This window comes from Mesorhizobium sp. M0587 (genome assembly GCF_040320945.1).
Lineage (GTDB): Bacteria > Pseudomonadota > Alphaproteobacteria > Rhizobiales > Rhizobiaceae > Mesorhizobium.
This window is the reverse complement of sequence record NZ_JAMYQP010000022.1, coordinates 72,461-84,859: the sequence shown is the minus strand read 5'-3', so window position 1 is coordinate 84,859 and position 12,399 is coordinate 72,461. Positions and strand designations below refer to the sequence as shown.

Genomic DNA, 12,399 nt, shown 5'->3' with positions numbered 1-12,399 from the left:
ATTGGTCAGGGCGACGGGCGTGTCCCGGCATTCCCATACCATTGCCCCTGAGCCGTTTCATAGGCCAGACCGGCCCGGAAGACGTCGGCGTCGCAGTAGGTACGGCCGACGATCTGGATACCCGTCGGCACGCCGTTCGTCGCCCTCCCCGAAGGCACGGACAGAACCGGGCAACGGCTCAGCATGTTGAACGGGGTCGTCATCACCCAGCCCAGCGAAGGGTTGACCCGCTTTCCGTTGATCTCGACCGTGTCCCTGGTCTGGTCGAACTCCGCCGGCACGGCGGCAATCGCATTCGTCGGGCAGATCAACACATTGTACGTCTCAAGCAGCGGCCCCAACGTCTGGTACATCCTGGCCGCCACCTCCAGCGTCGCGACAAAATCCGTGGCCTTGGACTTCTGCCCGTCCTCGGCGAATTGCCGGGCATAGCTGGTCATGTCCTTGCCGTGCTGCTTGAGCAGTTGCGACAGCGAGGCGCCGAAGAGATGATCCAGATAAGCCATGCCGGCCTTGAGCACTTCGTCGCCCCAGCCCAGGTCGACCTCGTCGACCGTGGCGCCAAGCGAGCGGAACACATCGCAGGCGGCAAGCGTGTTCCTGCGCACGTCGGCATCCACCTCGAAAGAGCCGAGGTCCATCGAGAAAGCAATCCTCCAGCCCTTGATCGGCTTGTAGTCGAGCGGCAGGCGCAGTTTTGGGCGCAGCGTGGCGATGTCCAGCGGGCTCGGTCCCGCCATGACGTTCTGGAGCAGGATCGCATCCCTGACGTTTCGCGCCAGCGGCCCGGTGTGGCAATAGAAGTCGAGGTTGAACGGCGGTTCGTCGGGATTGCGGCCGTAAGGCGGCTTGAAGCCGACCAGACCGCAAGCCGAGGCAGGAATGCGGATCGAACCGGCGATATCCGAACCGGTAGCGATCGACGATGTGCCGGAAGCCAGCGTCGCCGCCGATCCGCCCGAAGAACCGCCCGGCGTGAAGTCCGGGTTCCAGGGATTGCGCGTGACGCCCCATCGCCTCGACCAGGTGTAGCCGGCGCAGCTGAATTCGGGCGTTGCCGTGCGAGCATGGACGATGCCTCCGGACTTGATGATGCGCTCGTTCATCGTCGAGGTGTGGCCTCCGATGGCATCCTTCGACAGCAGCGAGCCGTGCGAGGTCGGCTTGCCCTTGATGTAGCTCTCGTCCTTGATGCCGATCGGCAGCCCCTCCAGCGCCCCGGTCCTGGCGCCTTTGGCGTATTTCGCCTCCGCCTTTGCAGCGAGCCCCATCGCCTCTTCGAAATGCGTGAAGGTGAAGCAGTTGATGGTCGACCTGGTGGCTTCGGCACGGCGGATGGTGGCCCGCATCAGTTCGACCGGCGAGAGTTTCTTCGCCTTGAACAGCCGCAACGCCTCGCTGGCGGGCATGTAGCAAAGGTCGAGATCGGACATGAGAAATCTCCTGCGATCGCTGGATCGCCTCTGGCATGTGTCGGATGGGAGACGGCCGCGCCGCGTGCCGCGGCGCGGAGAAGGAGGGATCAGCCTATTTCTGGAGATCGGTCCAGATCTTCGTGTAGAGCGCCTGCACGTCCGGTGGACAGGCCTGCATCAACTGGCCCTTGGCAAGATACTCGGCCGGAATATTCACCTCGGGCGCATTCTTCATGTCCTCGGGCATGAAGGCTTCCGATCCCTTGATGCCGTTCGAATAACGCGCGAAGGCCGAGATCAGCGCGCCGTTCTTCGGGTCCATGATGAAATTCTGGAAAAGCTTGGCGTTCTCGACGTTCTTGGCATCCTTGAGGACGGCGACGTTATCCATCCAGATCGGAAAGCCCTCTTTTGGATATCCGTAGACGATCTTGTCGTTCTCCAGCCGCTCGCGCAGGGATATGCCGTTCCAGTTGACGCCGGCGGCGATATCGCCCCTGCCGAGGCCGTCGACGGCCGCGTAGTCGAGCGAAAGCCATTTCGCCTTCGCCTCGGTAAGCTTGTCGTGCACCTTCTTCAGCACTGCCTTGTCGTCGGTGCAATATTTGCCGCCCTCATAGGCGATCGCGAGGAACATGATGTCTCCCATTTCGGGGACGACATTGATCTTGCCGACGAGCTCCGGCGGCGGGTCGAGGAAAATCGCGGAGGTGTTCGGGTCGCCGGCATAGACCGACTTGTTCACCGAAATGCCGGTCGTCCCCCATTGCCATGGAACAGTGTATTTGCGGCCCGGATCGAAGGGGACGTCGACCCATCTCGGATCGACGTTCTTGAAATTCTCCATTGTGTTGGGGTCGGTCTCCAGCAGCAGGCCTTCGCTGATCCAGATCGGCATGACGCTGGCCGAGGGTACGACGATATCATAGCCGGAAGCACCCTGGCGGACCTTGGCCAGCGCGGTGTCATTGGAGTCGTAGTCGGTGACGGTGACCTTGACCTTGTAGGTCTCCTCGAACTTCTTGATCAGGTCCGGGTTGGTATAGTTGCCCCAATTGTAGATGTTGAGTTCGCCATCGGCTCGGGCGACGCCCGTAGCCGCGAGCAGCGACAGCCCGAGGGTCGCCGCGATCAGTTTGCAGTTCATGCTAGTGCTCCCATTGTTGGGACCGGCGGCGTCGCCGCCTTGGTCCGTTTCCTGCAGACGAACAGACGGCCGTGACGATACCGACAGCACGAGGAAGGCCGTCGAGATCGCTTCGACTTCACGGTGCGCCGAAGCCCGGCCGGATGCCGGTCAAGATATTCCCCTGTCGTTTCGTGGCCATTCACCGGCGGAAGCCGGCTGGCCAACTTTGGTCCTCATCGACAGGAGTAACTATGACTAAATATACAGTCAATATCTTTCTGCCGGCAGTTCGACCGCCCATGAGGCGGCTTCGTGCAAGGGTTGGGGGCGCGGGTGCTGGCCGCCGCCGCGTCACGGTCCGGCGCATGTGGCGCTGACCGGCCGCATGGCAGCCGTCTTCTCTCCGCGGGTGGTGGCGCAGCGAGCGTCAGGCTCGCGGCAAGGACCGGAGCCCGGGTATCAGCCGGAAATGGCCGCTGGGAGCGAGATCGTGTAGCGGGGTGGCGTCGATGCCCTGCGGCCCCTCCTCCATTGCTTCAGCCGGTCCCTCAAGCGGATCGGCGGCTTCTCGTATACAGGGGGGACCAGACCTGCGACCTCATAGTAGCCGTCGAGGATATTGGTCCGCAGCAATTGGCGTTCCTGTGTATAGAAGCTGAAATGCGCGACGACGAGGTCGCCGAAGATCTTGCCAGGACGATCCAGCTTTGCGGGCAATGTCGTTGACAGCCATTCTTCCTCATCGCCTGATGGCGGATGAAAATCCTCTCCCAGATTGACGATATCCGATCCGAAAAAGCCGATTGCGTTGATTGAAAAGCGCGACAGCCTGATCTCCCGGTCCGGTACGCGGAAGTCAGCCAGCCGCCTGGTTCGGACGGCTTCGATAAAGACCGGATGAAGCGCCTGTGGAAAGCTGGCATGAGCCCAGGAGAATTCACACGACGCCTGGCAGGTAAGCGGACCGTCCACGAGAACCTTGGAAAGCTGCTTGATCAGCGAGTTGCAGATCGCGTTGTTGATGATCAAGGGCGCATACCAGATTGCCGACCCCCTCTCCGCCATGACTCTCGCCATGAATTTTGGAAAGAAGCCGTCCTCGACGAAAACCACGTCGTCGTCGAGGCGCAGGTAAAATGCTTCCGGGTCATCGCAGAAACGGTAGAAGTCCCCGATGACATTGAACCCGCCATTGGCATGGGAGAGTCTCTTGATTTTGCAGCGAGGGTCGGAAGCGGCCAGTCGCTGCAGATAAGCGCGATCGGCTTCGTTGCGGCAATTATCCCATAGGTGCCACTCGTGCACGTCCGGGCTTTTCAGAACGTGGTGGCTAAGCAGTCGAAGGTATTTCTCGCGCCCAGCCGGCGTCACAACAACAAGTTTCATGGATGTACAACCCTGCGATGGCCGCGTTCTGTTCAGCCGATTGGTCAACGATAGTGGGCAAGCTTAATGGTCGAATTTCGGAGATTCGTCTAGGCTAAGGCAAAGGCATTATACCGTCCGAAAAAATATCTTCATCCACCCTGCCTGATATTTTCAAACGCATATCGCTTTTCACTTGAATCATGACTGACGGCAGCGAATAAGACAAAAACCTTGAACGCTGGATGGATACGGCCGAATGGACACGAATCTGCTGGCCCGGGCCGACATTCTCATCGTCGGCGCGGGTTTTTACGGCGCGACGCTCGCCGAGCGCATCGCCACGCAGCTCGGCCGGCGCGTGCTGGTGATCGACCGGCGCCGGCATATCGGCGGCAATGCCTACACCGAACCGGATCCCGTCACCGGTGTCGAGGTCCATCGCTACGGGCCGCATTTGTTCCATACCTCCAACGAAGAGGTCTGGAATTATCTGCAGCGCTTCACCGGGTTCACGGCCTATCGCCATCGCGCGTTTTCGACCTATCGCGAAAAGGTCTATCCGCTGCCGATCAACCTCGCCACCATCTGCCAGTTCTTCGGCAGGCGGCTGAGCCCGGACGAGGCTCGCGGCATGATCGCAGAGCAGGCGGCGGAGCTTGGCGAGCTTGCGCCAGCCAATCTCGAGGAGAAGGCGATCTCCCTGGTCGGGCGCCCGCTTTATGATGCCTTCATCAAGGGCTACACCGCCAAGCAGTGGCAGACTGACCCACGCGAACTGCCGGCGCAGATAATCGCGCGGCTGCCGGTCCGCTATACGTTCGAGGACGGCTATTTCAACGATCGTTTCCAGGGCCAGCCTGTCGACGGCTACACGGCGATCTTCGAAAAGATGCTCGCGCATGAACTCATCGAAACCCGGCTCGGGGTCGATTTCTTCGACATAAAAGCCCTGCTGCCAAAAAATCTGCCGGTCGTCTATACCGGTCCGATCGACCGCTATTTCGATTATTGCGAGGGTGAACTCGGCTGGCGAACCATCGATATCGACCTCGAGGTCATGAACACGCCGGACCATCAGGGCACGGCGATCATGAACTACGCCGATGAAGCGGTACCCTATACCCGCGTGGTCGAATTCCGGCATTTCAACCCGGAGCGCCAGCACAAAAGCGACAAGACGCTCATCGGCCGCGAGTATTCACGTTTTGCGGGCCGCCTCGACGAACCCTATTACCCCATCGACACGCGACGGGATCAGGCGGTCTACCGCCGTTATGTCGAGCGGGCGGCCAGCGAAAAGAACCTGCATCTCGGCGGCCGGCTGGGCACCTACCGGTATCTGGACATGCACCAGGCGATCGGCGCGGCCTTGAAGGCCTTCGAAACCGTGCTTGGGCCCTGCTTCGCGGGCAAGCCCGATCTTCTTTCACAACCGGCGTGACGATTCGAACCCGGAGATTGCCTATTTCCTTGCGTCAAGCGATCGCCGCCGATCTACCGGCAATCGCAACCTGCCGCCGAAACCAATCGAAGGTGCGTTCGATCCCCTCCTGATAGCTGGTCCTCGCCTCCCAGCCGGGAAGTACCTGCCTTGCGAAGGTCAGGTCCGGGCACCGGTTCGTCGGATCCTGCGGGACAGGCGCATGATGCTCGATGCGACTACCCGGGACAAGCGAACAGACGAATTTGGCGGTCTCGAGAACCGACACCTCGCGATTGTTACCGATATTCAGAGGGCCCCGGTGCGAGATGCTGTCGCGCCAGAAGAAACGTTCCAATCCATCGACGATGTCGTCGACATAGCCCCAGCTGCGCGATTGCAAACCGTCGCCGTAGACGGTCAGGATTCCCGTGGTCAGCACCTGGCTGACAAAATTCGAGACGGCGCGGCCGTCGTCGATACGGGTCCGCGGCCCATAGGTGTTGAACAGCCTGACGACGCGAACATCGAGCCCGCTAACGCGCTGCTGCTCGAACAGCAGCGCCTCGGTGCAGCGCTTGCTTTCGTCGTATGAGGCCCTAGGCCCGGTACAGTCCACGGACCCCCGATAGCTCTCCGGCTGTGGTGACACCAGGGGATCGCCATAAACTTCCGAGGTCGAGGCGAAGCAGAAACGGCCGCCGGGCCTGAGCAGCGACAGGAGGTTGAGCGCGCCTCCTATGTTGGCCCTGATCGTGCGGGCCGGCTCACGCATGTACCAAACCGGCGAAGCCGGCGATGCCAGATGTATGATCTCGTCGAAATGCCGGCCGGCCGTGAAGGTTTCGGCGTCGGCGATGTGCAGGCTGAAACGCGCGTCGGCGACATGGGCGATGTTGTCGCGCAACCCGGTCCATAGATTGTCGACGACGACTAGCTCTTCCAGATCATCGCGCCGCAGCAGGCGGTCGACGAGGTGTGAGCCAATGAAGCCGCAGCCCCCGGAAACCAAGACGCTGCGTGGCATGCGAACTCCCCTCCCAAACCCGGCCAGTCACATGCCGCCAAGCCTGTTCATCTATGCGCGAGGAGCCGCGATTGCAACGACCAAACTCGTCTTGCGCCCTGCTGGAGGAGGAACCCGCGGGCCCGGGGACGCCAAGCATCATTGCGATGCTCGTCTCGCGGACATCAGCGCATTTAGCGGCTTACAGCGCCCTTTGCGGGCAAGGCGTGCCGGCGGCATCGCCGCAGCGTGACGCCGTGGGCTGCGGCCTGACGCTCATTTCCTCGGACTGGCGCACCAGTTCGGCGAAGACGAGCGCGAAGCTTCCCAACATGACGAGAACGATGATCAGACGTGTTACCGGCAATATGTCGGCCCCGTGCGGCTGGCGCATGTCTCTTGACATCAAGATCGGCAATCGAAGGATCATGCGCGCACATCAAAAAGGCCACAGCGTGCTTTTCGCGTCCCGAAGGAGAGCGGTGCTGCGGGCGCCCCACGCCACCCATGCCGGCTAACATGATCGATACGGCTTTACGAGAGTTTAAGGCCGGTCTTAACCATCACATTCGGCTGTGCCTTGACATGAAGCGCGACCTGCCGGCCCGGGCAGCGCCGTGGCGACCCGACTTGTCGGCCGCGACGGCGGCTCCCTTTGCAGATGTGCCTGCCCCATGCTACCCCGGCGGCGCGGCCAGCACTGCCGCCGCCAATCGGCCGACATCGGAGAGCCATGAGCAAAGCAGCCAGCAGCATCGCCTTCGTCTCGTCGGGCACGGCAGACGCCAACGCGGCGCTGGAGAGCCTTTCTGCGCGCTATGGCCAGCGTTCGGTCGCCGACGCCGAAGTCGTCGTCGCGCTGGGCGGCGATGGCTTCCTGCTGCAGACCTTGCGCGACACGATGGGAACGGCAAAGAAGGTCTACGGCATGAACCGTGGCACCATCGGGTTCCTGATGAATGAATACCGGTCCGGTGGCCTCGCCGAGCGCATAGCGGCGGCCGTCGCTGAAACGATCCGCCCGCTGGAGATGACGGCCATCACCTCGGAGGGCGAAACGATTTCGGCGCTGGCAATCAACGAAGTCGCGCTATGGCGGCAATCCTACCAGACGGCCAAGATCCGCATCAGCATCGACGACCAGATACGGCTCGAGGAGCTGAACTGCGATGGCGTGATGATCGCGACGCCGGCCGGGTCCACCGCCTACAATCTCTCCGCGCACGGCCCGATCCTGCCCCTCGACGCGCCGCTGCTGGCGCTGACGCCGGTCAGTCCGTTTCGCCCGCGCCGCTGGCGGGGCGCGCTGCTCTCGAACAAGGCGACCGTGCGCTTCGACATTCTGGAGGCGGAAAAGCGCCCCGTGAACGCCGCCGCCGACCACACCGAAGTCAAGGCCGTGGCGTCGGTAACGGTGCGGGAATCGCCGACAGCAACGGCAACCTTGCTGTTCGATCCCAACCACTCCTGGAATGAACGCATCCTGGCCGAACAATTCCGTTATTGAGCCGGCACGCGAACAAGTGGCCGGATTAAGCATCGCGATTAAGGTTACGACTTCACAATCGCACCAATCCCGCCCGTTTCTGTTGACAAATCGCGGGCTTGCGCCTAGTTGCAATGCCAATCTTGCAGGCGCGTGGCGCTTGCCGCGACGAATGACGTTGCGCTTCCCCGAACAGCCAAAGACAGCAAAACTTGTCCTCAGACACCACGATCGCTCAAGAAGCGTTGACCTTTTCGGATCTAGGCCTGTCGCCGAAGGTCCTTTCCGCAGTCACCGATGCCGGCTACACCGAGCCGACGCCGATCCAGGCTGGCGCCATCCCGCATGCCTTGCTCGGCAAGGATGTGCTGGGCATCGCCCAGACCGGCACGGGCAAGACGGCCTCGTTCGTCCTGCCGATGCTGACGAGGCTGGAAAAGGGCCGCGCCCGTGCCCGCATGCCGCGCACCCTCATTCTCGAGCCGACGCGTGAACTCGCGGCGCAGGTCGAGGAGAATTTCGTCAAATACGGCAAGAACCACAAGCTCAACATCGCGCTCCTGATCGGCGGCGTGTCGTTCGACGAACAGGACAAAAAGCTGGAACGCGGCGCCGATGTGCTGATCGCGACGCCGGGCCGCCTGCTCGACCACCGCGAGCGCGGCAAGCTGCTGCTCAACGGCGTCGAAATCCTCGTCATCGACGAGGCCGACCGCATGCTCGACATGGGCTTCATCCCCGATATCGAACGCATCTGCGAGATGATCCCGTTCACCCGGCAGACGCTGTTCTTCTCGGCCACGATGCCGCCGGAAATCACCAAGCTGACCGAGAAATTCCTTCATGCGCCGGTGCGCGTCGAGGTCTCGAAGGCCGCATCCGCAGCCACCAACATTATCCAGCGGCTGGTCAAGTCCGGCTCCAAGCCATGGGACAAGCGCGAGACGCTGCGCAATCTGATCAAGGCGGAAGACGCGGAGTTGAAGAACGCCATCATCTTCTGCAACCGCAAGGTCGAAGTCTCGGAGCTGTTCCGCTCGCTGTTGAAATATGACTTCGACGCCGGTGCGCTGCATGGCGACATGGACCAGCGCGCGCGCATGCAGATGCTGGCCAATTTCCGCGACGGCAAGCTTCGCTATCTGGTCGCCTCCGACGTCGCCGCCCGCGGCTTGGACATTCCAGACGTCAGTCACGTCTTCAACTATGACGTGCCGATCCATGCCGAGGACTATGTCCACCGCATCGGCCGTACCGGCCGCGCCGGACGCTCGGGCAAATCCTTCACCATCGCGACCAAATCCGACACCAAGTACATCGACGCCATCGAGCGGCTGATCGGCACCAAGATCGAATGGCATGACGGTGACCTGTCGACCGTGGTCGCCAGCGAAGGCGAGGACGATGCTCCGCGCCGTGGCAAGGGCGCGCCGCGCCGCGCCGGCCGCAGGGACGACGACCGCAAGGACAGAGGCGAGCGCAAGCGAGGCGGCGAACGCCGTGCCAGCGAGGACGCGGCCCCGGCCGTCGCAAAACAGGACGACCAACCTGAATCGGGCGAGACGGATGTCGTCGAGCGGCGCGCGCGCAAGGAGGCGATCCGCTCGGAGAACATCGAGCGCAAGACTTCGGCGGATCGCGCACCGGAACGCGGCGATACCAGGCCGCAGCGCGAGAGCAACCGCCCTGCCCGCCACCGCCAGGAAGACAACGACAGCACTGTCGGCTTCGGCGACGACATGCCGGCCTTCATGAAGATCGGCGGCAAGGGCTGATACGACAGCGCCGCGCATCCTTTTGGACGCGCGGCCATCGCGAAAGCGTGATGCCGGCAGGCTGTTACATCGGCCCGGGCATCATCTTGGTCGGTTTCTCCAGCATCGGAAACTCGGCCTTGTTGCATTTCACATTCGGGTTCGTCGGACTGAACGTGCCGTTCGGATTGTCCGTCAGCCAAGCGTGAAGATCGTAGTGGACGAACTCCCTCGGGATGAGCGGATAATGCCCCTCCATCGGGCCCATGAAGGTTTGGCCGAACAGCTTGGGCGGCTCTTTGATGTCCGGCGTCAGCGGCACCAGCCATTCCGCCCCGACCAGCGTCAGGCCCTTTTTCGTCGGTTCGTAGATGAGCACATTGGGGTGCGTCGGATCGAGTTTTTGGCCGACACTTGGGACGTTGACGAAATGGATACCCATGGCGCCTTTCGGATAGTCCATCGCGCCCGATATCTTTTCGCCGCTGTAGTAGACGCAGCCGACTGTCGACAGATAGAGATCGCGGACGGCGGCGGTATAGTCCTCATATTTGGCGAGCGACTTTTTCAAGGCATCGATGTCGGCCTTGTTGGCGTCCTCGGCCCAAGCCGTGGCGACGCCCAACCATGCGCCTACAAGGCTTGTCAAAGCGAGGGCGCCGCAGCGCCCAAGGCTGGCTGTTCTTGTCATGCATTCCTCCCAGATTTTCTGATCTGGCCGTGCAGGACCGAGGCGGAAAAATGCTGATTGCGCGGCCAGTTGTACCGCCTCATCTCCTCTGAAACAGTAACGACGCTATTCCTTTCCATGGCAGCGGGAAAGCTATTATTTAGAAGTAGCTAATTCTCCGATACGCCAATCTGAAAAAGCTTTCGCTCAAAACAGAAACGGCCCCGTGTGGGGCCGTTTTGCATTCGCTTGCCGAACGGATCAGGTGAGCGGCGACAGCTGGATTTCGACGCGGCGGTTCTGGGCGCGGCCCTCGGCCGTGGCATTGGACGCGATCGGCCGCGTCTTGCCGAAACCGGTAACGGCGAAGCGGCGCTGATCGACGCCCTGGCCGGACAGGTAATTGGCGACCGCCAGCGCGCGACGCTGCGACAGGTCGAAATTGTGCTGCTCGCCGCCGGTCGAATCGGTGTGGCCGAAGACGTCGACGGTCGTCTGCTTGAATTTCTTCAGCACCAGAGCGACCGAATTCAGCACCTGGTAGAAGCCGGGCTTCACCGCGTCCTGATCGACATTGAAGGTGATGTCGGACGGCATGTTGAGGATGATCTGGTCGCCGGTGCGGGTGACGCTGACACCGGTGCCTTCGAGCTGCCGGCGCAGTTCCGCCTCGTTCTGGTCCATCGTGGCGCCGATGGCGCCGCCGGCCAGCGCGCCGATGCCGGCCCCGATCAGCGCGTTGCGGCGGTCATTGCCGCCGGCAAGCAGGCCAAGGCTGGCACCCGCCAGGGCACCAAGACCGGCACCCGCGGCCGTGTTGGAGATCTTCTGGTCACCGGTATAGGGGTCGGTGGTGGTGCAGGCGGTCACGAGCAAAGCCGTCGCCACGACGACGAGCACGGTCTTCTTCATAGGATGGTCCCTCTCCAAGTCACGCCATTGCGATGGCGCCAAATCAGCCCTTCCGGCGACTTGTACCATGAATTGCGGCGAAAAGCGGAACGGGAAAACCGCTTATCACGGCTTTTCCCGAAGCCAATTGTTCAGCTGGACGCCCGGCGGGGCTACCAGAGATTCTTGCCGTCGATGACCACCACTTCGATCTTGTCGAGATCGAAATCGTCGAACAGGCGCGAATTGACGCTGATCTTGGGATTGTCGAAATCCGGCTCGCCGGTCGACCAGTCCGGTGTTTCGGTGAACGTGCCGCAGCCGCAGTTGGCGCAGAAGCCGTGCTTTACCGTTTTCGATCCCCATTGATAGAACGAAACGTTTTTCAGCGGGGTGACGAGCTTGAACTGCGACGGGGTGTAATAGGCCCATAGCGAGCCGCGTTTCGAGCAGAACGAACAGGTGCATTGTGTCACCGTCTGCGGCGCCTGCGAAACCTCGAACGCCGTCGCCTTGCAGTGGCAGCTTCCCTTGATGGTCATGAACATCGCCTCTCCATTGTCCACCGCCCGTGCGGCAAGGCACCATAAACAGGCGATGCTGACAACCGTCCGTCAGCAGCCTCTTGCCCGCGGACAGCAGGCCAGCGGATGCGCGGCGCGCCAAACGCAGCGATGTGACGCGCTTAAGTCGATGTTTCCCTGCAAGTCGCCTCAAAGCCTTTGGGCGACATGCCTCAATAGGACGATGGCGGCACGAACAGGCAGATGGTCTTGCCGGCATCGAGCCCGGCCTGGTGCGCGCACCAATGGAATTCACCGTCGGGAGAGTCCTTGATCCGTCTGTCGCTGTAAGCCACCACCTCGCCGGTACCCTTGATGACATAACCTTCCGGGCGCTGGCTGATCGAGGTCTGCGACAGCTCGCGGCAGTCGTAGTTGGCGCAGCAGGCGAACGGATAACTCCAGCCTTGCGGCTTCGCCGCGGTCGGCTTGGCGTCATGCGCCAGGGCCGGCGCCGTCAGGCAGGCGATCGCACAGGCCGCGAACAGAGGACGAAGAAGCTGGCCAACCGATTGAACGGCGAAGGCCGATCTGGAACTGGCGGCAGACATGGGAACGTTCCTTTCAAACGAGTTTCAAGCGTTTCGCTTGCCCGTTCCCGGAACGTGTCTTCCCAGCGGCCGGATCGTCGGCTTGCAGATATGCCGCGACCGGCCATAAATGCTTTTGTCGCCTCCCGCGGAGGATGGTGAGCCGA

The 12,399-nt window shown here is 61.8% G+C and carries 12 protein-coding genes; 3 read left to right on the top strand and 9 right to left on the bottom strand.

The window, feature by feature from the left end:
• Window positions 1-5: 5 nt before the first annotated feature.
• The 3 genes from NKI49_RS20115 to NKI49_RS20105 all read right to left on the bottom strand — a co-directional run bounded on the left by NKI49_RS20115 (window position 6) and on the right by NKI49_RS20105 (window position 3,978).
• Window positions 6-1,433, bottom strand: a complete 1,428-nt coding sequence (locus tag NKI49_RS20115) for an amidase (protein WP_352601865.1) — start codon at window positions 1,431-1,433, stop codon at window positions 6-8.
• A gap of 94 nt (window positions 1,434-1,527) precedes the next feature.
• Entirely contained in the window at window positions 1,528-2,562 is a 1,035-nt protein-coding gene (locus NKI49_RS20110) for an extracellular solute-binding protein (protein WP_352601866.1), read from the bottom strand.
• A gap of 441 nt (window positions 2,563-3,003) precedes the next feature.
• Window positions 3,004-3,978, bottom strand: a complete 975-nt coding sequence (locus NKI49_RS20105) for a hypothetical protein (protein ID WP_352601869.1) — start codon at window positions 3,976-3,978, stop codon at window positions 3,004-3,006.
• Between the two features lie 190 nt (window positions 3,979-4,168).
• Between NKI49_RS20105 and glf the strand changes: the two genes are divergently transcribed.
• On the top strand, window positions 4,169-5,353 hold the full coding sequence (gene glf, locus NKI49_RS20100; RefSeq protein ID WP_352601871.1) for a UDP-galactopyranose mutase: 1,185 nt from the start codon (window positions 4,169-4,171) through the stop codon (window positions 5,351-5,353).
• A gap of 34 nt (window positions 5,354-5,387) precedes the next feature.
• On the opposite strand, the gene NKI49_RS20095 is transcribed toward glf, so the two are convergent.
• Both NKI49_RS20095 and NKI49_RS20090 read right to left on the bottom strand, forming a co-directional pair.
• On the bottom strand, window positions 5,388-6,359 hold the full coding sequence (locus NKI49_RS20095; RefSeq protein ID WP_352601873.1) for an NAD-dependent epimerase/dehydratase family protein: 972 nt from the start codon (window positions 6,357-6,359) through the stop codon (window positions 5,388-5,390).
• 181 nt (window positions 6,360-6,540) lie between these two features.
• On the bottom strand, window positions 6,541-6,732 hold the full coding sequence (locus NKI49_RS20090; RefSeq protein ID WP_352694349.1) for a hypothetical protein: 192 nt from the start codon (window positions 6,730-6,732) through the stop codon (window positions 6,541-6,543).
• Between the two features lie 339 nt (window positions 6,733-7,071).
• On the opposite strand from NKI49_RS20090, the gene NKI49_RS20085 reads away from it, so the two are divergent.
• The gene (locus NKI49_RS20085) at window positions 7,072-7,845 is read left to right on the top strand and encodes an NAD kinase (RefSeq protein WP_027028238.1); all 774 of its coding nucleotides are present in this window, start codon (window positions 7,072-7,074) and stop codon (window positions 7,843-7,845) included.
• 191 nt (window positions 7,846-8,036) lie between these two features.
• Entirely contained in the window at window positions 8,037-9,599 is a 1,563-nt protein-coding gene (locus NKI49_RS20080) for a DEAD/DEAH box helicase (protein WP_352601878.1), read from the top strand.
• 64 nt (window positions 9,600-9,663) lie between these two features.
• Here the strand turns inward: NKI49_RS20080 and NKI49_RS20075 are convergent, their stop codons facing one another.
• The 4 genes from NKI49_RS20075 to NKI49_RS20060 form a co-directional block, all read right to left on the bottom strand.
• A complete protein-coding gene (locus NKI49_RS20075) occupies window positions 9,664-10,269 on the bottom strand; it encodes a hypothetical protein (RefSeq protein WP_352601880.1) in 606 nt (201 codons plus the stop codon).
• Between the two features lie 240 nt (window positions 10,270-10,509).
• The gene (locus NKI49_RS20070) at window positions 10,510-11,160 is read right to left on the bottom strand and encodes a YiaD family glycine zipper/OmpA-like lipoprotein (protein ID WP_352601882.1); all 651 of its coding nucleotides are present in this window, start codon (window positions 11,158-11,160) and stop codon (window positions 10,510-10,512) included.
• Between the two features lie 152 nt (window positions 11,161-11,312).
• A complete protein-coding gene (locus NKI49_RS20065; RefSeq protein ID WP_352602033.1) occupies window positions 11,313-11,681 on the bottom strand; it encodes a GFA family protein in 369 nt (122 codons plus the stop codon).
• A gap of 194 nt (window positions 11,682-11,875) precedes the next feature.
• Window positions 11,876-12,253 (bottom strand): hypothetical protein, encoded by a 378-nt coding sequence (locus NKI49_RS20060; RefSeq protein WP_352601884.1) that lies wholly within the window; start codon window positions 12,251-12,253, stop codon window positions 11,876-11,878.
• Between the last annotated feature and the right edge of the window lie 146 nt (window positions 12,254-12,399).